Source organism: Streptomyces sp. NPDC054866 (genome assembly GCF_053610745.1).
In genome coordinates, this window is record NZ_JBSGZA010000003.1 from 711,924 (window position 1) to 731,336 (window position 19,413).

Consider the following 19,413-nt stretch of genomic DNA (forward strand, 5'->3'; position numbering starts at 1 on the left):
CATGAGTACCGCAGCAGCCGCCACGGCGGACCCACTGCCACCGGAAACGCTCGTCATCACCGGCTGGTCGGCGGTCTCGCCGCACGGAATCGGCCGTGAGGAGTTCGCCGCGGGCGTGCGCGGCGGCGCGAAAGCCGCCACGAAGGCGGCCCCGGAGCTCGGCCCGCTGCCGTCGTCCGACGTCTGCACCGTGCCGGGCTTCGACATCCAGGGCCTGCTCGGCAAGAAGGGCACGGCCAAGATGGACCGGCTCACCGCCCTGGCTCTCGTCGCGTCCGACGGGCTGCTCCTGGACGCCGAAGGCAACAAGGCGGTGCGGACCGACGACATGACCGGCGTCGTCCTCGGCATCTCCATGGGAAGCCTGGAGAACGTCACGGACTTCCTGCGCCAGTCGTACACGAACGAGCGTCCCTTCTACGTCGACGCGGGCCGCATCCCCTTCGGCAGCCTCAACCACGCCGCCGGCGCCACCGCGATCCGGCACGACCTCAAGGGGCCCAACACGACGGTCGCGGGCGGCCGCGTCAGCGGTCTCCTCGCCCTCAACTACGCGCGCCGCCTGATGGGTCAGGGCCGCGCGACGAAGTATCTGGTGGGTTCGGCCGAGGAGTTCTCCGCCGCCCACGCCTGGTTCGAGCACACGGCCGCCGAGCCCGGCGACTCCGCGCCCCTGCTGGGCGAAGGCTGCGGACTCTTCCTCGTCGAGCACGCCGGAACCGCCGAACACCAGCCGCTGGCAGCCGTGTTGAGCGTCGAGACCCGCATCGACATCGACGACGACCCGCACGCCGCCGTCACCGCCTGCGTCCGCCGCGCCCTCGACCGCGCCGGGGTCGGCGCCGACGAGGTGTGGGCGGCCGTGCCGTGCGCGGCGCCCAGCGCCGCCGGCAGGGCGGAGCACGAGGCGCTCGCCGCGCTCGTGCCCGCCGCCGCGCTGTCCCGCGTGCCGTCCATGGAACTGCTCGGCGACACCAGTGCGGCGTCGGCGTCCTTCCAGATCGGTGCCGTGCTCGGCGTCGCGGAGACCGACCCGGACGCCCGGGGGCGCATCGCCCTGGTCTCCGCGGTCGACCGTGACGGCGCCGTGGCCTGCGCCGTGCTGCGACTTATGGGGGAGAGCGCATGATCGCGCTGGTCAGTGGAGGCTCCAGGGGCATCGGCAGGGCTGTCGTGCGGCGCCTGGCCCAGGACGGGTACGACGTCGCGTTCTGCTACCGCTCGAACGAAGACGCCGCCGAGCAACTCCTCAAGGAGACCGCCGAGTTCGGCACCCGCGTCACGGCCACCCGCTGCGACGTGGCCGACGCCGCCGACGTACGCGACTGGTTCGCACGCACCGAGCGCGAGCTCGGCCCCGTCGACGCCGCCGTCACATCGGCGGGCATCACCCGCGACCGGCCGCTCGTCCTGATGCCCGAGGACGACTGGAACCAGGTCCTGCGGACCAACCTGGACGGCGTCTACCACGTGTGCCGCGCCGCCGCGTTCTCCATGAGCAAGCGCAAGGCGGGCACCATCGTCAATCTGTCCTCGGTCGCCGGGATCTACGGCAACATGGGCCAGGCCAACTACGCCGCGTCCAAGGCCGGGATCATCGGCTTCACCAAGTCCCTCGCCAAGGAGTGCGGGCCGCGCGGCGTGCGCGCCAACGTGATCGCGCCGGGCCTCATCGAGACCGACATGGTCGGCGACATGACCGAGGCCGCGGTGGCCAAGCAGCTGAAGAACGTGGCGCTCGGCCGCTTCGGCCGCCCCGACGAGGTGGCCGACCTGGTGTCCTTCCTGGTCTCCGAAAGGGCCACGTACATCACGGGGTCGGTCTTCGAGATCCACGGCGGCGGTACGTTCTGATGGGCGCGGGGACGCAGCAGCCGGGGGACGGGCCCGGGGACCGGTACGACGCCATTGTCGTCGGCAGTGGCATCGGGGGACTGGTCAGCGGCGGCTATCTGGCCGCCGCGGGCCGCCGCGTCCTGGTCCTGGAACAGCACGACGTGGCGGGCGGCAACGCGCACGTCTTCCGCAGGCGCCGCAAGTACGAGTTCGACGTCGGCACGCACTACCTCGGCGACTGCGGCCCGGACGGACTCATCCCGGCGATCCTGTCAGGGCTCGGCGTCCGCGACCGCGTGACGTTCAGGCCCATGGACAACGAGAACGGCTTCGACCGGATCATGACGCCCACGGCCACCGTGGACGTCCCGGCCGGCTGGGAGCCGTACCGGCAGCGGCTGAAGCGGGCGCTGCCCGAGGAGGCGGGCCGGGTCGACCGGTTCATCGACCTCGCGTCCGCGGTGGCCGCCGCGAGCCGGGACGGCCTGATGGGCACGCCGATGGTGGAGCTGTTCCGCAGGTCCCCACAGACGATGCGCTGGACCCGCCGCACCCTGGCCCAGGCACTCGACCACTGCGGCCTTTCCGCCAAGGGACGCACCCTGGTCGCGGCGCAGGCAGGCAACTACGGCGCCATGCCCGACGGGATCGGCTTCGCCGAGCACGTCAACATCATGGATCACTACCTGCGGGGCGCGTACTACCCCGAGGGCGGCGGCATGACCCTCGTGGCCGCGTTCGTCGAGGCCCTGGAGGCGTACGGCGGCGAGCTGCGCACCCGCTGCCCGGTCAGCCGCATCATCGTCGACGGCGGGCGGGCCACCGGCGTGGAACTCGCCGACGGGCAGCGGATATCGGCGCCCGTGGTCGTCTCCAACGCGGACTACCGACGCACCGTCCTCGACCTGTGCGGCGGCGAGGCGGCGTTCCCCGCCGACCTCGTCGCGCGCACCCGCGAGGCGACCATGCGCAGCGCCGTCGTCGCGGTGTACGTCGCGCTCGACACGGAGCTGCCGGGCCTGCCCAACGCCAACATCTGGTGGCACGACAGCGACGACATGGAGGGTGCGCACGCGGCCGTCCTCGAACGCTACGAACGCGACGGCTCCATGGTCTCCGTGCCCCAACTCGCCTTCTCCTTCGCCTCGGTGAAGGACGCGGGTTCCCCCGCCGTCTGCCCGCCGGGCCACAGCAACTTCCAGATCATGACGGGCTGCCCGCCCGGCTACGACTTCTGGGGGCTGAAGGGCGGCCCCGTCGACGGCATGCCCTATCGCCGCGACCCCGCGTACATGGCACGCAAGCAGCAGCTGACCGAGGTGATCCTGGACACCGCCGAGAAGGTCATCGGCCCGTTCAGGGACCGCGTCACCCACGTGGAGACGGCGACCCCGCTCACGAACGAGCGCTACATCGGCGCCACCGGCGGCACACCGTACGGCATGGCCACCTGGGGCGGCGCAGGTCAGCGCCCCGATGTGCGCACCGACGTCGAAGGTCTCTACGTCGTCGGCCAGAACGTCCGCTACGGCAGCGGCGTCGGCGGCGTCGCGACGGGCGGCATCGCCGCCGCGTCGCACATCCTCGGCCGCGGGCTGCTCGGCGAGGTGTTCGCGGGATCGGTGCTCGGCGACAACGCCCTGCTGCCCGAACGTCCCGCGGGCTGGGACCCGTTGGCCGTCTCACGCGGACAGGCGCGACAGCGCGCGAAGGGCCTGGCCCGCATCGGCTGACGGCAGTCGGCCGCCCGTTACTCCCCCCTCCTTCTTCCTTCTCTCCCTCCCGACCAGGAGCAGTGTGTCCATGAATCAGGTTCCTCCCTTCGCCGTGGTCTCCGGCGCCCAGGTGCACGAGGCCCTCAGCGGGCACGAGGACAGCGTCGTCGCGACGGTCGAGGCCGCCTACCGCCTGCACGGCGAGGGGCAGACGATCAACCCCGACTCGTACTTCCTGCGCTTCCCCGACCGCCCGTCCTCCCGGATCATCGCGCTGCCCGCGTCGGTCAAGGGCGACGTGAGCGTGCACGGCCTCAAGTGGATCTCCAGCTTCCCCGACAACGTGGCCCAGGGACTCCCGCGCGCCTCGGCCGTCCTGATCCTCAACGACGCCGAGACCGGCTACCCGTTCGCCTGCCTGGAGAGCTCCATCATCAGCGCGGCGCGCACCGCCGCCTCGGCGGCTCTCGCGGCCGTGAAGCTCAGCGATGCGCGCGGCGAGCGCCCCAAGCGCGTGGGCTTCTTCGGCGTCGGCCTGATCGCCCGCTACCTGCACATGTATCTCGCGGCCGGCGGCTTCGACTTCGAGTCGATCGGCGTGCACGACCTGTCGGCCGAGCATGCCGAGGGCTTCAAGAGCTACCTCCAGCGGTCGGAGGGCGAAGACTGCGAGATCACCGTCCACGACAAGGCCGAGGACCTGATCCGCTCCAGCGACCTGGTGGTTTTCGCCACCATCGCGGGCGAGCCGCACGTGACGGACCCGCAGTGGTTCACGCACAACCCGCTGGTGCTGCACGTCTCCTTGCGCGATCTGTCCCCCGAGATCGTGCTGCAGTCCTGGAACGTCGTCGACGACATCGACCACTGCATGAAGGCGAACACCTCACCGCACCTGGCCGAACAGCGGGTCGGCCACCGCGACTTCGTCGCCGGCACGCTCTACGACGTGCTCACCGGGTCGATCACCCCGCCGTCCGACCGGCCGGTGATCTTCTCGCCGTTCGGCCTCGGCGTCCTCGACATGGCGGTCGCGAAGTACGTGTACGACAGCGTCCAGGCGGCGGACCAGCTGCACACCGTCCCGGACTTCTTCCACGAGCTCAAGCGGTACGGCTGAACCCCTCGGAGAATCGGAATCATGAGATCTTTCGCCAGTCTGGCCGAATTCGCCGACGCCGCAGGTGAACACCTCGGCCACAGCGAGTGGCAGGAAGTCACCCAGGCCCAGGTGGACCAATTCGCCGGCGCGACCGGCGACCTGCAGTGGATCCACGTGGACCCGGAGCGGGCGGCGACCGGACCGTTCGGCGGGACCATCGTCCACGGCTATATGACCCTCGCGCTGCTGCCCACGATGATGCGGGCGATCTTCGAGATCGAGAAGGTCGACCTCGGCGTCAACTTCGGCCTGGGCAAGGTCCGTTTCCCCCGCCCCGTCCCCGTCGGCGCCCGCGTGCGCGGCAGCGCCGTCCTCACCAGCGTGCGCGAGACGCCCTCCGGCCATCTCGCGGCCGTGCGCATGACGGTGGAGGTCGAGGGCGAAACGCAGTCGGCCTGTGTGGCGGAGACCCTGTCGCTCTTCGTCGGCTCGTAGGACGTCCGCCGTGGTCCGTCCGGCGGGGGGTAGAAGAAGTACCCCTCACCGGCCGCCCAAGAGGGGATGTAGTACTACCGATTTCCGTGTCCGAACGCCGACACAATGAGGGCACGGGCCCTTCGGCCCCGTACTGCGAATGGCACCAGAGAGGAGCGAGTCCAATGGACCGCACGATGCAGCTCGGAGAAGGCCGCCCGGCAGGGGAGATCAGGGGATTCTCCGTCGCGGCCGGGGCAGTGGGCCTGCGGCGGGCGCTGAGCCTGTGCTGGATGTCGGCCGCGTCCCTTGGCCGGTCCCTGGCGGTCTCCTCGGCGATACTCCTCGTGGGGCCGGGCCTCGGCATGGTGCCCCGCGCCATGGAGGGCGTACGCAGCCTGGGTGACCGTCAGCGCGAACTGGCCCTGCGCTGGTCCGGCGTGGAGATCAAGGCCCCGGCGAGTCCGCCGCCGCCCGTGCCCGCCGGCGCCTCGGGCGCCATCGCACGCTACCGCTGGATCATGAGCGACCCGCAGACCCGGCGCGAGTGGGTCTGGGTCCTCGCCGATCCGCTGGCAGGCGCCTTCCTTGCCTTCCTCCCGATCGCCCTGTTCCTCAGTGGCCTCTGGGGCATCTTCCTCGCGTTCTTCGGTGTTCCCCTCTCCACGGAGTGGGACGGCCTCTGGTACCAGTTCATCCCGATCGAGGGCCAGACCACCGCGGTGCTCGCGGGCATGCTCGGCGTACTGCAACTCCCGCTCTCCCTGTGGGCGGCGCCACGAGCCGTACGCAAGCACGCCCTCTACACCCGTGCGATGCTCGCTCCCAGCGAGAGCGAGCTGATGGCAAGCCGGATCCAGCACCTCGCCGAGACACGCTCCGACGCGGTGGACACACAGATGGCCGAGATCCGCCGGATCGAGCGCGACCTGCACGATGGCGCCCAGGCCCGCCTGGTGGCGATGGGCATGACCCTGGACGCCGCGGAGCACCTTCTGGAGACCAACCCCGAGGCCGTGCGCGCCCTCCTGATCGAGGCGCGCCAGTCCTCCTCCAAAGCACTGGAGGAGCTGCGCAATCTGGTCCGCGGAATCCATCCCCCGGTGCTCGCCGACCGTGGACTCGCGGACGCCGTAAGGGCGTTGGCCATGGTCTGCCCGGTCCCCACCGAGGTCACGGTCGACCTGCCGGGCCGCCCCGAGATGCCGGTCGAGTCCGCCGCGTACTTCGCGATCTCGGAGATGCTCACCAACGTCGCCAAGCACTCGGGAGCAGTCCGGGCCTGGATCGACATCCGTTACGATCACGGAATGCTGTGCGTCACCGTCACCGACGACGGACACGGTGGCGCGGACGCCACCCGTGGCACCGGTCTGCGCGGCATCGAGCGACGACTTGCCACATTCGACGGAGTCCTGGCCGTGAACAGCCCCGTCAACGGCCCGACCATGGTGACGATGGAGCTTCCGTGCGTATTGTCCTCGCCGAAGACCACTTCCTCCTGAGGGACGGACTGATCCGCCTCCTCGAGGCGTACGGCCACGAGATCGTGGCCGCGGTGGACAACGGGACGGAGCTGCTCGCGGCTCTCACCCGCGAGCAGCCGGACGTCGCGGTCGTGGACGTCCGGCTGCCACCGAACTTCACCGACGAGGGTCTGCGCGCGGTCCTCGCCGCCCGCCGCGAGATGCCCGACCTGCCCGTCCTGCTCCTCTCCCAGTACGTCGAGCCGCTGTACGCACGTGAGCTGCTGGCCAGCGGCGGCCGGGGAGTCGGTTACATGCTCAAGGACCGGGTGACCAACGGAACCCAGTTCCTCGACTCCATCCAGCGGGTGGCCGCGGGCGGCACCGCGATGGACCCCGAGGTGATCTCCCAGCTCCTGATGCGCAAGGAGCGCGACGAGAACGTGGGCAGCCTTTCCGCCCGCGAGCGCGAGGTCCTGGAGTGGCTCGCGCAGGGCCGGTCCAACGCGGGGATCGCCCAGGGGCTCTTCATCTCCGAGAAGGCCGTCGCCAAGCACATCAGCAGCATCTTCACCAAGCTGGGCCTGCTTCCGACGGACGGCGACAACCGCCGCGTCCTGGCGGTGCTCGCCTACCTGGAGAAGTGAACTGGACTTCGTCCGCACCCTCTGCCCTGGGTACGGCGTCTCCTGAACCCGTGAAGGGATCACAGCCCCGGCATGAGTTCATGACTGTCGGGACACCTCCCCGCGCCGTCAGAGTGGACACTCTCAGATACTGCGAGGAGAGCGCGCATGGAGGCCACGATCGACCTGCTGGAGCTGCCCGGTGGACGGCTCCGGCATCTCTGGTCGCTGCGCGAGGACGTCGTGGTCGAGTCCGATGCGCTCACGGGGGCCCTGGTGCTCACCTGGGATCAGGGCACCGCCCGCATGACGAGCCCGGAGCCCACCGTCCTCGAAGTGCTCCGGCGCATGCAGCTGGGTCCAGTTCTGCTCGGCAACGCGCTGCTGGACGACGGTGAAGGAGGCCGGGACCGGGACGCGAAGGTCTACTTCATGATGCGGCCGGTCTTCGGGCGCTTTCCCCATCTGCTGGTCCGCACCCTGGGGCTCGACGGCCTGAGCGGCCCGCTCCTCTCGATCGCACCCCTGGCCGACGCGAGCCGAGCGTCCCCTGCCGACGCCTGCGAAGCCTCCCTGGCCGTCGTCCCGCTGGATCAGGCCAGGCCCGTCCGGCTGTTCCTCGGCCTTTCCTTCGCGTTCGATCCGCTGACGGCCACCTTCGAGTCCCGCACGGCCTCGCACCGCCTGATCATCCACCGGCAGGAGGCCATGATGGTCTTCGCGCTCGCCCTCGCCCGCCCCGTCACGCCGAAGGCCATCACCGCCGTGCTGCCGCTGCCCGACGACGTGACGGAAGGCATCCTCTGCTACTTCACCGCGGCGGGAGTCGCGGCCCAACCGCGGGCCTGAGCAGCCCCGGAGGACGGCTCACAGCCACCCGGAGTCGTTGGCGATGCGGATCGCGTCCACCCTGTTGCGGGCGTTGAGCTTGGTCACCACCGTGGTCAGATAGTTCCGTACCGTCCCCACCGACAGGCGCAGCCGCTTCGCTATCTCACTGGCGTCCGTGCCCTGTGACGCGAGGCGCAGCACCTCCGTCTCGCGGGAGGTGAGCGGACTGTCCGCGCTGCCCCATGCGGCAAGCGCCAGTTCGGAGTCGATGACCCGCTGGCCCGCCGCCACTTTCCGTACCGCCTGGGCGAGTTCCTGCGGCGGGGAGTCCTTGAGCAGATAGCCCGAGACCTTGGCGGACATCGCACGGCGCAGAGTGCCGGGGCGGCCGAGGCTGGTGAGGATCAAAGTGCGGCACTGCGGCAGTCGTTCGTGCAGTTGCTCCGCCGCGCTCAGCCCGTCGAGGCCGGGAAGATCAATATCGATGATCGCGACGTCCGGCTGGAACTCACGGGCTGTGGAGAGAATCTCGTCGCCGCGTTCCACGCTCGCCACGACGTCCAAGTCATGTTCGAGATTCAACAAGGCGACCAATGCGCCTCTCAGCATGTACATATCCTCAGCGAGCATTACACGGATCATCGATAGCCCCCCATGATTACCCGTATCGCGAACCCCTGTTGTTGCTCGCGCGCCACATGTTATCAGCCGCCTAGAACGCGCCATTCGGATTTATTCGCCCGATTTTCTGGGGTTGTTCCACATTGTTTCGGCCAACTGCCTGCGCGGGCACCTCGGCCACTAGGCGGAACCAGCCCCCGCAGTCCGGAGGCGTCTCCTGCTCGCGCTCGGTGATCAGCCGGCCGCCGATCTCGTCGAGCCGCTGCTTCAGGTTGCCGAGGCCGTTCCCGCTGTCCGGAGAGGGGTCGTGATAGTCGTCCACCACACCGTCGTTGATGAGGGTGAGGCGCGCCGTCCCGTCGTCGACCACCGCGGTGATGCCGCAGCGTGACGCCTTGCTGTGGCGCAGCAGATTGGTGACGCCCTCGCGCAGGACCGTGGCGAGCGCCGTGCCGGCATGTGAGCTGATCTCCTCGATGGCCGGGGCGAGGACCACCTCGACCTCGACCTCCGCGGCGTCGAGCACCGACCGGGCCGACGACACCTCGGACACGAGTGACATGTCGCGGTAGCTGCGGGCCACCCTGCGGACGTCGCTGAGCGCCTGCCGGGAGATGGCGAGGACCTCCTCCACCTCCTGGTCGGCACGGGGGTGCTGGGCGCGGATCAGCCGCTGGAGGAGCTCGCTCTTGAGGACGATCGCGGAGATGCTGTAGCCGAGGAGGTCGTGCAAGTCCCTTGCCAGGCGCAGGCGTTCACTGGCGACCGCCATCCTGGCTATCTCCGCGCGAGCGGCGTACACCTCGTCGACGAGGGACGAGAGGCGGGACAGGCCGTAGATCACCAGGCCGGTGAGCAGGGTGCTCTGGCACATGTAGACGAGGTCGATCACCGACATCCCCGCGGTGATCCCCGGGACCAGCAGGCTCAGTCCGGTCACCCCGTAGAGCGGCCAGGCCACCCGGGGCCTGAGCAGGAGCAGCAGCGATCCGCCGAGGAAGCCCGCCATCGCCCCCCACAGGATGCCGAAGAAGACCAGGGGCAGATACGTGAGGAGCGCCTGGGCGCCCAGCGTCGCCGCCTTCGCCCAGGGTGCGGCGCGGTCGGCTCCTGGCCTGGAGTGCACGAGTTGCAGGCCGAAGACGGCGGAGAGTGTGACGAGTCCGGTGATGAGCTCGGGCGCGGAGGGCTTCTGGCTCATCAGGTTGATCGCGGTGATGCCGAGATAGCAGATGAGCGCCGCCAACAGGATGACGTGGGCCAGCCGGGGGGCAGGCCGGGGGCTCCATCGGGAACCAGCCACGTCAGACGTGTCCTTGGTGTCGCTGTGCATCCTCGAAGTGCTCCTCTTCTGCCAGGAGAGCGTACGAGAGCGCGTCCCTGCGGGCGCTCCCGAACCTCGGGCCCGTGGTATTCGGCCACAACGCTCGTCCAGCAGACCTTACGTGGAATGTCCGCGCATCAGCCCCTTCCGGAAAAAACCGTGCTTTCGCATCAACTCGCGGGATGGAACTCAGAGTTTGTGTGGGCGCAAGCTCTGAGAAATGCCGTCCGTGTTGGACGACCTGTCAAATGCATCGCCGCACGAACCGTCAGACGAACAGCGGGATCGGGTTGAGTTCCTCGTACGGCGTCGGCTCCGCGATCCGGCCGAGCGCGACGGGAACGTCGTAGAGGCGCCCGGGCGCGTATCTCGCCCAGAAGTGCCGGAGTCCGGGCACGACGACCTTGACCACGGGGAGGCCGATGTCGGGGCGGGTCTGGTCGAGTACGAGCAGATCCATGCCGTGCGAGGCGAGCAGACCGGTGGCCGCCGAGAGGTCGTCCCGCAGGTCGTCCCTCGCGGTGTAGTCCCAGGAGCCGGGCGCCCTGCGGGCCGTGTCGGCTGCGGGGGTCAGATAGGGCTGCGTGGCCGTGGTCTCGCGCAGCCACCAGCTCATGGCTTCCGGCTGGTCGACGCGGTAGCCGGAGCCGTCCGGACGCGCCCCCGAGACGGCGGGCAGCAGCTGCCCCATCTCGGTCAGGGCTCGGCGCAGTGCGATGCGGGGGTCGAGGTGGGCGCCGAAGCCGAAGATGATGTCCTCGGACGGTTTGTCGGTGCGCCGGGAGAGGGCCGCGACGACGGGGATGCCGAGGTCGGACGTGAGGTCGAGCGCCCAGACCTCGCGGTTGAACCGGCGGTAGCCGTCGCGCAGTTGGTCGATGTACGGCTCGGCGAAGGCGTGCAGGTCGATGCCGGGCTGGCGTGTGCGGTTGTACCACCACAGGGCCACCGCGTCACGTTCGACCAGTTCGAGGAAGCCCTGGAGCACGGCGTCCTCGAAGCTGCTGCCCGCCGCGTTGCCGTTGGAGTCGGCGATCGGCTCGTGCGCGGACACCGCGTCGGCGGGGAAGTACAGCATGTTGGTCGGCAGGAGCCGGTGCGTGCCCGTGGCCAGGGACCACAAGGGGGTCCAGTCGACGGGGCGGTTCTCGTCGAAGCGTTCCGGTACGTGGGTGAAGGGCGAGCGGGCCGCGTTCCAGCGGGACCGGTCGCGGAACTGCCGGTCGTCGTACAGCTGGCAGGAGTTGGGGTGCAGCGCCACGTCCCCGAGACCCCGGAAGGTGTCGCGCACCACCGCCTCGTCGCCGCGCCGGGTGCCGCTGTACCGCTCGATGGCCTCGCCCAGGGCGCTGACCTTCGCCTCCTCGGCGGTCAGGCCCTTGCCGCCGCTCAGCGAACGGAGTCCTGCGCGCAGGCCGGAGAGGGTGCTCGCCTCCATGGCGAGGTTCTGGCCCGACACGTAGGCCTGGGTGAAGTCGGGGGCGTCGGGGGCCCGGCGGATCTCCTTGACCACGCCCGTGACCGGGCCGACCAGATGGCCGTAGCGCTCCAGCATCCGCGCGGTGCCGAGCGCGCGATGCCCGCCGCCCGTGCCGTCCGCCGACTTCGGGCGGCTCCGCGGTTCGGTGGGCCGCCAGCCGCGCTCGCTCATGAGCGCCGGGTCGCCGCACGCCGCGCACTGCGGGATGCGGGACACCGGGTGGGTGGCGGTCTGCAGCGTGAGGGTGTCGAGGGTGCGTACGGCGTTCTGCTCCGGACTGCGAAGCCCGCTCGCCCACTTGACCGCTTCGAGCACCGCGGCGTGTACGGCGAGGGCACGCCCGGTCGGCAGGTCGGCCGCCGGCCTGGCCACCGGGTGGTCGAGGCGCAGTGCGCGCTGCAAGGGCAGTTCGGTGGTGCGGTGGCCGCGAAGACGCGTCGCGAGACACGACCAGCAGGGTCCGTCGTCGGGGCGGAACACCGGCCCGAACCAGGGCTCGGGCCCGCCGAGGCGTACGAGGAGCCAGGGGCGCCCCGTCGCCCGGTGCTCGGCGTCCACCTGGCGCAGGCCGGGGGAGAGGTAGTCGTCGCACAGGACGATGCTGAGGCAGGCCTCCTGCGCCGAGTCGGTGATCCGGAGGCCCGAGGCCGCGCAGGCCTCGCGGACACCGGCTTCATCAGCGGGGCCGGGCGGCCCGGACGGCCCCGGAAGCGCCACGATCCGCACCGCCGCCCGCGCCGCCTCTTCGGTGGCGCGGGCACCGTCGAGGCCCGCGAGATCCCAGTAGGCCTCGGCGGCCCGGTCGGCCCGTGACCTGCCGGGCCGCCGCTGGAAGCGCAGAAGACCGGCGTCGGCGAGCACCCGCAGCGCGTCGTCGACCTCCTCCGAGGTCAGGGAGGAGGCGGCGGCGCGGGCGATGGCGGCCGGTGTGCGGGTCCCGTCGAGCAGGGGGGCCAGCGCTTCCGCCTGTGCTCCGCGCAGTGCCGTGATCCCGGAGTGCGACACCAGATAGGCCGCCTCTCCGGGGACGACCGCGCAGCGCAGATGGCTCTTGAACTCGACGAACTCGGTCTCTTCCCCCGTGACCGCGGCCTCGTCCCCCGTGACCGTCATGCGTGGGAGAGCTCGGTGCCTGCGTTGGTGCCGGACAGGAGGGTGCAGAAGGTGAACAGGGCCACCGAGTCGTCGGCGCTCGTGTCGAGGTGGTCCACGACGAGTGCGGGGCGCGGGGAGGTGTGGCTGTCCGCGGCGGCGGGGAGCGTGAGTGCGCCGGCAATGATCTCGATCATCACAACGTTCCTTTTCGGTCTGGGGAGGCGTTCTCCGTTGCCAGGATCCTCATACGGGGAAAGCGTCCGCAGAAAGTGAAGGGCTCATCAGTGAGGGGTGAGACTTTCCCATACCCCGCCTTCGTATTTCACTCCGTGGTCACCCCAGACCTGCGGTGATAATCGGAGACCTCCATTCAGCTTCGCCTCATCTCATGGCAGGGGATCTTCTGGAGGATTTGATTCCGGTGCTGTGATTTCTTCACGGGGTGTGACGTGGTCACATACCGGAGCAGAGAAACCCACCCCGGACGCCGGTACGCACCCACTGTTTCAAGCCCCGGTCCGAATGGAATCTTCGGTGTCCATGAGGGTCACCGAGACGCCGTATCTGCCGCAGCCGGCACCCACCGCAGCCGCGGGGCCGAACCTGTTCTGCCTGCCGTGTGCGGGCGGCGGTGCCTCCGCCTATGCGCGGTGGCAGCAGGAGCTCGACGCGCGCGGCGCCGGAGTCCAGGTGCGGCCGGTGCAGCCGCCGGGCCGTGAAGAGCGCGCCCACGAACCGAGGTTCACCGACCTGGCCGCGCTGGTGGAGGAGATGGACGAGCAGCTGGACGACGCGTTCTCGCGGCCCCATCTGCTCTATGGACACAGCATGGGGGCGTTCATCGCCCACGCGCTGACCCTGCGCAGGCAGCGGCGGGGGGCCGTGCTGCCACGGGCGCTCATCCTCAGCTCCCACCGCGCACCCCACATACCGCCCAACCGAATCCTGGATCCGGCGGCGGACGACGAGGAACTCGCCGCGAGGCTTGCTGAACTGGGGGGAATTCCCCCGGAGTTGGCGGCGCGGCGCAGATTCCGGCAGCGCTTCATGCCGCTGGTCCGGGACGATCTCAGGCTCTGCTCGGGGGCCGTGAAAGAGAACGAGATCGAACCGCTGCGGGTGCCTCTGCGCCTGTTCGTGGGGGAGCGGGACCGGCTGGTGCCGGTTCACAAGATGGCCGCTTGGTCGGAGCACGGAAGCAGGGGGGCCGAGCTGCGCACGATGCCGGGCGGACACTTCTTCGTCCGCTCCCAGGAGAGCGCCTTGTTGGAAGAACTCGCGGGGGTTCTCAGCGAGTTCGGTGCCGTACCGGCCGAGTAATCCCATTCTCGAAAGGAACACGGAACGTGAAGATAGTGATCGCCCGGCGGGGGACTCCGGTCTGGCTGGAATCCGCATCGCTGGTCAGCAAGGTGTTCGGGACGAGTTTCGGGGCTCAGGTGACCCCGGATCCGGATCAGTTCATCGCGTACGTAGGACGGCAGGACGGCGGCCCCGACGAGGTGGAGGCCTGCATCGGGATCTCCTTCCCGGAGAACGGCCCGATCTTCCTGGAGCGGTACCTGGACGGGTCGATCGAGGACGCGCTGTGCGAGGCGGCAGGTCAGGAGGTGCGACGGCACCAGATCATCCAGCTCGGCAGCGTCGCGTCGGTCGCGAACCTGGCGGGCGCGGAGATCTACCGCGCGCTTCCGCTGATCCAGGCCTGCCTGGGCCGGTCGTACGCCGCCATGACGATGACCAACCGGTCCGCGGCGCTCGCGAAGCGCCTCGGCCTCATCACCCACCGGCTGTGCGACGCCGACGGCACGCGCCTGGGCGCCGAGGAACTGGCCCGCTGGGGAACCTTCTACGACCAGCGGCCCGCCGTGCGCTGGGGGCGTCTGGCCGACCACTCCCAGCAGCTGGTCACGGGGGTCGAACGCTACGCACTCGACTCCGTCGACATCCGCCTGCTCTCCTCCCGGAACCGAACGGAGCTGACCCGTGCTGCCTGACGTCATGCCCCACACCACCTCCTTGACGGCCGGGCTCCTGAAGCGTGCCGAGAGCGACGCGGTCATGGTCGAGGTGCTCTCCTCCACCGGAGGGCCCGGAACCCGCCACACCTACCGTGAACTCATCGGCGCCGCCCGCGTGTTCGCCGCCGACCTGCGCCGGCGCGGGGAGGCACTCGGCCGCCCCGTACGGGTGGGGCTGCTCGCCGAGAACTCCGCGCAGTGGGTGGTCGCCGACCTCGCCGCCCTGTTCGCGCGGGCCGTGGAGATCCCGGTCCCCACGGCCTTCACCGCCGAACAGGCCTCCTCGCTGCTCGCCGACGCCGACCTCTGTCTGGTCGACACGCGCGGGGAGCAGTGGCTGGAGCGCGCCGCCGCCACGGGGGCCCGGGTCCTGCCCGCGGGCTGCCCGGTCGTCGGGATCGACCTGCCGGGGCTCATCGAGGCCGCCGCCGACCGTCAACTCCCGTCGCTCGAAGCCGAGATCGCCGCAGCGGAAGCCGCCGGCGACGCCGTCGTCAAGGTGGTGCACACCTCGGGCACGACCTCCGCCCCCAAGGGCGTACGGGTCAGGCTGTACGGCATGGAGGCACTGCTCGCCTCGCTCGGCGGCCGGGTCGACGACGCGGTCTTCGCCCGCTATCTCTCCGTGGTGCCGCTGAGCCTGCTCATCGAACAGGTCGCGGGCCTCTACATGCCCTTCCTGAACGGCGGCAGCGTCACCTTCCTGCCGCCGGGCACCGCCCTGATCGGCACCGTGGCCGACGCGGGCCCCCGCATGCTGTCGCTGCTCCGCCAGGCGCAGCCCACCGCCATGGTCGTACCGCCCACCGTCGCGGGCCTGCTGCTCGGACTGTGCGAACAGAACCCCACGGAGGACCTGGCCCAGCGCAGGCACCGGCTCTTCGGCCACACCGGCCCCGTCTTCATCGCCTGTGGCGGCGCGCCCGTCTCGCTCGACGTCCTGGAGCGCCTCGAAGCGTTCGGGATCCCCTTGTACGAGGGGTACGGGCTGAGCGAGAACAGCTCGGTCGTGGCCTGGAACTTCCCCGGACAGTTCCGGTTCGGCACGGTGGGTCGGCCGCTCGACCACGTACGGGCGCGCTTGGCGCAGGACGGTGAACTCCTCATCCAGAGCACGTCGTTGTTCGACGGATACACCCAGGAGGACCCGTCGAGCGTGGTCGTCGACGACCAGGGGTGGCTGCACACCGGCGACCTGGCCACCATTGACGACGGCGGCTACATCCGGATCACCGGCCGCAAGAAGAGCCTGGTCATCACGGCCGCGGGACGCAATCTGTCCCCCGAGTGGGTCGAGGCCCGCTACCGCGAACTCGGCTTCGTGCGCGAGGCGGCCGTCGTCGCGGACGGCCTGGACGAGGTGCTCGGGCTCTTCGTGATCGACGCCGGCACGGACCGCGTGGAGGCCCGCCGCCAGATCGAGGAGTTCGGCGCCGGACGCCTCTCCGCCATCGAACGGGCCACCTCCGTATGCCTCATGGCCGAGGACGACCCGGAGTACAGCGCCTTCTTCACCGTGACCGGACGCCCCCGCAGGGACGCCGTCCGCGACCTGCTGACCCGCACCGCACCCGAGGAGATCACCGCATGAGCACCGCCCTGAGCACCACTCCGTACGGCACCGGCGGCGGACTGCTCGTGACGCCCGCCGAGCCGGGCACCCTCTCCGGCGTCGAGCCCAAGGAACTGCTCGACCTGCTTGCCGAAGCGGGCTTCCTGCTGCTGCGCGGCTTCGGCGCCGACATGGCCTCGTTCACCGATCTCGTGCAGCGCACCTCCACGTCCACCACCCTCGACCCGGCGCGCGACTTCTACTCGGAGGTCGCGCAGAAGGTCGACGCGGGCCTCGGCGAGGTCGGCCTGCACACCGAGAACGGCAACAGCCCCTTCCGCTCCCACCTGGCCTGGTTCTTCTGCGAGAAGGCGGCCGCGTCCGGCTCCCAGACCACCGTCTGCGACGGCTACCGGGTGTGGGACGAGCTCGCGGAGCCCGTACGCACGGCCTTCCTCGGCCAGGACATCGTCTACAGCCGCCACGTCGCCGAGCCCCAGTGGCGCGCCATGGCCCACCACCTCACCGGCAGGCCCGCCGACGAGATCGCCGTCGACGAGCTCGTCGTCCTCGCCGCGTCGATGCCCGGCACGGAGGTGACGCCCGAGGCGGACGGCGGGGTGCGCTACTCGTTCCGCACACCGGCCGCGGGACCGACGCTGTTCGGCGACCGGACCTCCTTCGCCAACAGCATCCTCGGCCCGTCCTTCAACTACGAGAAGCCGCGCATCACCTTCGCGGACGGCAGCGAGCTCTCCGATGAGCTGCTCGCCGCCGTCACCGGGACCACCGGCGCCCTCACCGAGAACCTGGAGTGGGCCGACGGTGACGTCGCCGTCATCGACAACACCCGGGTGATGCACGGCCGCAGGGCCATCACCGACCCTCGGCGGACCATCTACAACGCGCTGAGCTTCGTCGAGACCGCGGGCCCTGTGGCCGCCTGACCGCGCCGCCCGAGCGGCGGCGCACCCGACCGGCGGAGGCCGGTACCAACCCCCCGGCGCCGACCTCCGCCCCGTACTCCCGAAACCCCGAAGGTGATCTCGCATGTTCTCTGCCCTGGGCTCCGCCCTCCACGCGAAGCGGAGGCTGACCCTGTACCTGGTCATCGGCCTCGCCGTGCTCGCCGCCCTCTTCGGCGGCACCCTGCAGAGCAAGGTGACCAACGGCCTCGCCGACTACGACGACCCGACCGGGTCGCACACCGTGGCCCGCAAGGTCATCCAGGAAGCCACCGGCATCGACGCCCAGCAGGGGTATGCGCTCCTGATCCGTACGGATGAGGCCATCGAGCCCGGCGGGCCGCGGCCCGAGGCGGTGACGGCGGGCATCGCGCTCCTGAAGGACCGGCCCGAGGTGAAGCGGGTCGTCGACTACAAGTCGGCCGGTGACCCGGCCCTGATCTCCAAGGACGCGCGCTCCACCGTTCTCGTCGGCGCGGTCAGGCCGATGAAGGACAAGGAGACCAAGGACGCCGAGAAGGCGTTGCAGAAGGCGATCGACGCCGACCCCGCGCTGCGCGGACACGCCCATCTCGGCGGGCCGACCATCGGCATGGTGCAGGTCGGTGAGGTCACCACCAAGGACCTCTCGATGGCCGAGGGGATCGCCCTTCCCGTCGTCCTCGTGCTGCTCTTCCTGGTCTTCCGCGGCCTGGTCGCCGCGCTCCTTCCGGTCATCGGCGCGATCTTCACGCTGCTGCTCACGATGGCGGGGCTGCGCCTCGTCACCCTCTTCGACAACGTCTCCACCGGCGCGCTCAACCTGGCGTTCGCGCTTGCGCTCGGACTCGCCGTCGACTTCGGCCTGCTGATCGTCTCGCGCTACCGCGACGAGCTCGCCCAGCACGGCCCCGGGGCGCTCGCGCTGCGCCGCACCATGGAGACCGCGGGCCGCACCGTGCTGTTCAGCGGGCTCACCGTGGCCGCCGCGCTCGCGGCGCTGCTCGTCTTCCCGCAGCCGTACCTCCAGTCCATGGGCATGGCGGGCGTGATCACCTCGCTCGCGGCGGTGCTCTTCGCCCTCCTCGCGCTGCCGGCCGTGCTCGCGCTGCTCGGCGATCGCGTCAACTCCCTCGCCCCGCGGCGCTGGCAGCGTGCCGCGCAGGACGACGGGGGTTCCGGTGACGCCGCCGTCCGGCGCTGGCGGCGTATCGCGCAGATGGTGATGCGCAGGCCCGTCGTCGTCGCGGTCGCCGCCACGGCGCTGCTCCTGGCGCTCGCGTCGCCGGTGCTCGGCATCCGCTTCACCGGCGCCGACGCCTCGGCGCTGCCGACCAGCATCAGCGCCGGGAAGGTCTCGGCCGCCATGCAGGACGACTTCGCAGCGCCCGCCACATCGCCGCTGCGCGTCGTCGCGGACACCACCGACGGCGGGCGTCTCGACGCGTACGCGAAGAAGATCGCCCAGGTGCCCGGAGTCGAGGCCGTCGCGAAGCCGGTACGGCTGGACGCCACGCACTGGGAGATCGACGCCGTACTGGAAGGGCAGCCGCTCGGCACGGTGGCCAAGGACGCCGCCGACGAGGTCAGGTCGCTCGACGCGCCCACGCCCGTACGGTTCACCGGGCAGACCGCGGACTTCCTCTCGCAGAAGGACGGCATCCGTGACCGCCTTCCGCTGGCCATCGGCGTACTCGCCCTGGTGACCCTGCTGCTGCTCTTCGCCTTCACCGGCTCGGTCGTCCTGCCGTTCAAGGCGCTCCTGATGAACACCCTCTCCACCGGGGCCGCGCTCGGCTTCCTCGTCTGGGTCTTCCAGGACGGGAACCTCGGGTTCAGCGCGGTGAGCGGCATCGAGTCCACCACACCCGTGCTGGTCTTCGCGCTCGCCTTCGGTCTCTCCACGGACTACAACGTCTTCCTGCTCGGCCGGATCAAGGAGGCGAGGGCGGCGGGCCTCGACGACCGCACGGCGGTGGCCGAGGGCCTGGCCCGCACCGGACGCATCGTGACGTCGGCGGCGCTGCTGTTCTGCGTGGCGGTGGGCGCTCTCGCGCTCTCGCGTCTCGTGTTCGTCAAGGAGCTGGGGCTCGGCACCGCGTTCGCGGTCATCCTCGACGCCACCGTCGTCCGCGCGCTCCTCGTGCCCGCCCTGATGACGCTGCTCGGCGGCGCCAACTGGTGGGCGCCGAGGCCGCTGCGCCGGCTGCACAGCGCGCTGCGGCTCGACCGCATGGAGACCTCGGACGCCACCGGGCGACCACTGACCGAGGACGCCGGGAGCCCCGAGCGGGCCGGGCGTGAGGAGGTGGTGAGCAGAGCCTGA

The 19,413-nt window shown here is 70.5% G+C and carries 17 protein-coding genes; 13 read left to right on the forward strand and 4 right to left on the reverse strand.

Annotation, left to right across the window (positions count from 1 at the left end; translation table 11 throughout):
- Position 1 precedes the first annotated feature (1 nt).
- The 8 genes from ACWGI2_RS18620 to ACWGI2_RS18655 all read left to right on the forward strand — a co-directional run bounded on the left by ACWGI2_RS18620 (position 2) and on the right by ACWGI2_RS18655 (position 8,068).
- Complete coding sequence (locus ACWGI2_RS18620) at positions 2-1,129, forward strand: beta-ketoacyl synthase N-terminal-like domain-containing protein (RefSeq protein ID WP_453696357.1); 1,128 nt, start codon at positions 2-4, stop codon at positions 1,127-1,129.
- Positions 1,126-1,854 (forward strand): 3-oxoacyl-ACP reductase FabG, encoded by a 729-nt coding sequence (gene fabG / locus ACWGI2_RS18625; protein ID WP_453696358.1) that lies wholly within the window; start codon positions 1,126-1,128, stop codon positions 1,852-1,854. Before ACWGI2_RS18620 ends, fabG begins: the two co-directional genes overlap by 4 nt.
- Positions 1,854-3,569, forward strand: coding sequence for a phytoene desaturase family protein (locus ACWGI2_RS18630; protein ID WP_453696359.1), 1,716 nt, complete (start codon positions 1,854-1,856; stop codon positions 3,567-3,569). Before fabG ends, ACWGI2_RS18630 begins: the two co-directional genes overlap by 1 nt.
- A gap of 70 nt (positions 3,570-3,639) precedes the next feature.
- A complete protein-coding gene (gene sbnB / locus ACWGI2_RS18635; protein ID WP_453696360.1) occupies positions 3,640-4,671 on the forward strand; it encodes a 2,3-diaminopropionate biosynthesis protein SbnB in 1,032 nt (343 codons plus the stop codon).
- 21 nt (positions 4,672-4,692) lie between these two features.
- Positions 4,693-5,148: a MaoC family dehydratase gene (locus tag ACWGI2_RS18640; RefSeq protein WP_453696361.1), complete on the forward strand. Its 456-nt coding sequence runs from the start codon at positions 4,693-4,695 to the stop codon at positions 5,146-5,148.
- Positions 5,149-5,312: 164 nt separating this feature from the next.
- On the forward strand, positions 5,313-6,632 hold the full coding sequence (locus ACWGI2_RS18645) for a sensor histidine kinase (protein ID WP_453696362.1): 1,320 nt from the start codon (positions 5,313-5,315) through the stop codon (positions 6,630-6,632).
- Positions 6,596-7,240 (forward strand): LuxR C-terminal-related transcriptional regulator, encoded by a 645-nt coding sequence (locus tag ACWGI2_RS18650; RefSeq protein ID WP_453397684.1) that lies wholly within the window; start codon positions 6,596-6,598, stop codon positions 7,238-7,240. The genes ACWGI2_RS18645 and ACWGI2_RS18650 overlap by 37 nt, the downstream gene beginning before the upstream one ends.
- Positions 7,241-7,387: 147 nt before the next feature.
- Positions 7,388-8,068 (forward strand): NADH oxidase, encoded by a 681-nt coding sequence (locus tag ACWGI2_RS18655; RefSeq protein ID WP_453696363.1) that lies wholly within the window; start codon positions 7,388-7,390, stop codon positions 8,066-8,068.
- An 18-nt stretch (positions 8,069-8,086) separates the two neighbouring features.
- On the opposite strand, the gene ACWGI2_RS18660 is transcribed toward ACWGI2_RS18655, so the two are convergent.
- From ACWGI2_RS18660 to ACWGI2_RS18675, 4 genes are all read right to left on the reverse strand, one after another.
- Positions 8,087-8,692, reverse strand: a complete 606-nt coding sequence (locus ACWGI2_RS18660; RefSeq protein ID WP_160506961.1) for a response regulator transcription factor — start codon at positions 8,690-8,692, stop codon at positions 8,087-8,089.
- Between the two features lie 70 nt (positions 8,693-8,762).
- Positions 8,763-10,004: a sensor histidine kinase gene (locus ACWGI2_RS18665; protein ID WP_453696364.1), complete on the reverse strand. Its 1,242-nt coding sequence runs from the start codon at positions 10,002-10,004 to the stop codon at positions 8,763-8,765.
- A gap of 259 nt (positions 10,005-10,263) precedes the next feature.
- Entirely contained in the window at positions 10,264-12,588 is a 2,325-nt protein-coding gene (locus tag ACWGI2_RS18670) for a TOMM precursor leader peptide-binding protein (protein WP_453696366.1), read from the reverse strand.
- Positions 12,585-12,764: a hypothetical protein gene (locus ACWGI2_RS18675; RefSeq protein WP_160506964.1), complete on the reverse strand. Its 180-nt coding sequence runs from the start codon at positions 12,762-12,764 to the stop codon at positions 12,585-12,587. Before ACWGI2_RS18675 ends, ACWGI2_RS18670 begins: the two co-directional genes overlap by 4 nt.
- Before the next feature lie 346 nt (positions 12,765-13,110).
- On the opposite strand from ACWGI2_RS18675, the gene ACWGI2_RS18680 reads away from it, so the two are divergent.
- The 5 genes from ACWGI2_RS18680 to ACWGI2_RS18700 all read left to right on the forward strand — a co-directional run bounded on the left by ACWGI2_RS18680 (position 13,111) and on the right by ACWGI2_RS18700 (position 19,413).
- The gene (locus ACWGI2_RS18680; protein WP_453696368.1) at positions 13,111-13,890 is read left to right on the forward strand and encodes a thioesterase II family protein; all 780 of its coding nucleotides are present in this window, start codon (positions 13,111-13,113) and stop codon (positions 13,888-13,890) included.
- 26 nt (positions 13,891-13,916) lie between these two features.
- Complete coding sequence (locus tag ACWGI2_RS18685; RefSeq protein WP_453397689.1) at positions 13,917-14,567, forward strand: thermostable hemolysin; 651 nt, start codon at positions 13,917-13,919, stop codon at positions 14,565-14,567.
- Entirely contained in the window at positions 14,557-16,182 is a 1,626-nt protein-coding gene (locus tag ACWGI2_RS18690; RefSeq protein WP_453696369.1) for an AMP-binding protein, read from the forward strand. Before ACWGI2_RS18685 ends, ACWGI2_RS18690 begins: the two co-directional genes overlap by 11 nt.
- The gene (locus ACWGI2_RS18695; RefSeq protein ID WP_453696370.1) at positions 16,179-17,090 is read left to right on the forward strand and encodes a TauD/TfdA family dioxygenase; all 912 of its coding nucleotides are present in this window, start codon (positions 16,179-16,181) and stop codon (positions 17,088-17,090) included. The genes ACWGI2_RS18690 and ACWGI2_RS18695 overlap by 4 nt, the downstream gene beginning before the upstream one ends.
- 103 nt (positions 17,091-17,193) lie before the next feature.
- Entirely contained in the window at positions 17,194-19,413 is a 2,220-nt protein-coding gene (locus ACWGI2_RS18700; protein WP_453696371.1) for an MMPL family transporter, read from the forward strand.

Excerpts from the sequence above, each read along its gene's own strand:
- ACWGI2_RS18620 (WP_453696357.1), top strand. The coding sequence starts at position 2 with ATGAGTACCGCAGCAGCCGCCACGGCGGACCCACTGCCACCGGAAACG.
- fabG (WP_453696358.1), top strand. The coding sequence starts at position 1,126 with ATGATCGCGCTGGTCAGTGGAGGCTCCAGGGGCATCGGCAGGGCTGTC.
- ACWGI2_RS18630 (WP_453696359.1), top strand. The coding sequence starts at position 1,854 with ATGGGCGCGGGGACGCAGCAGCCGGGGGACGGGCCCGGGGACCGGTAC.
- sbnB (WP_453696360.1), top strand. The coding sequence starts at position 3,640 with ATGAATCAGGTTCCTCCCTTCGCCGTGGTCTCCGGCGCCCAGGTGCAC.
- ACWGI2_RS18640 (WP_453696361.1), top strand. The coding sequence starts at position 4,693 with ATGAGATCTTTCGCCAGTCTGGCCGAATTCGCCGACGCCGCAGGTGAA.
- ACWGI2_RS18645 (WP_453696362.1), top strand. The coding sequence starts at position 5,313 with ATGGACCGCACGATGCAGCTCGGAGAAGGCCGCCCGGCAGGGGAGATC.
- ACWGI2_RS18655 (WP_453696363.1), top strand. The coding sequence starts at position 7,388 with ATGGAGGCCACGATCGACCTGCTGGAGCTGCCCGGTGGACGGCTCCGG.
- ACWGI2_RS18660 (WP_160506961.1), bottom strand. The coding sequence starts at position 8,692 with ATGATCCGTGTAATGCTCGCTGAGGATATGTACATGCTGAGAGGCGCA.
- ACWGI2_RS18665 (WP_453696364.1), bottom strand. The coding sequence starts at position 10,004 with ATGCACAGCGACACCAAGGACACGTCTGACGTGGCTGGTTCCCGATGG.
- ACWGI2_RS18670 (WP_453696366.1), bottom strand. The coding sequence starts at position 12,588 with ATGACGGTCACGGGGGACGAGGCCGCGGTCACGGGGGAAGAGACCGAG.
- ACWGI2_RS18675 (WP_160506964.1), bottom strand. The coding sequence starts at position 12,764 with ATGATCGAGATCATTGCCGGCGCACTCACGCTCCCCGCCGCCGCGGAC.
- ACWGI2_RS18680 (WP_453696368.1), top strand. The coding sequence starts at position 13,111 with ATGAGGGTCACCGAGACGCCGTATCTGCCGCAGCCGGCACCCACCGCA.
- ACWGI2_RS18695 (WP_453696370.1), top strand. The coding sequence starts at position 16,179 with ATGAGCACCGCCCTGAGCACCACTCCGTACGGCACCGGCGGCGGACTG.
- ACWGI2_RS18700 (WP_453696371.1), top strand. The coding sequence starts at position 17,194 with ATGTTCTCTGCCCTGGGCTCCGCCCTCCACGCGAAGCGGAGGCTGACC.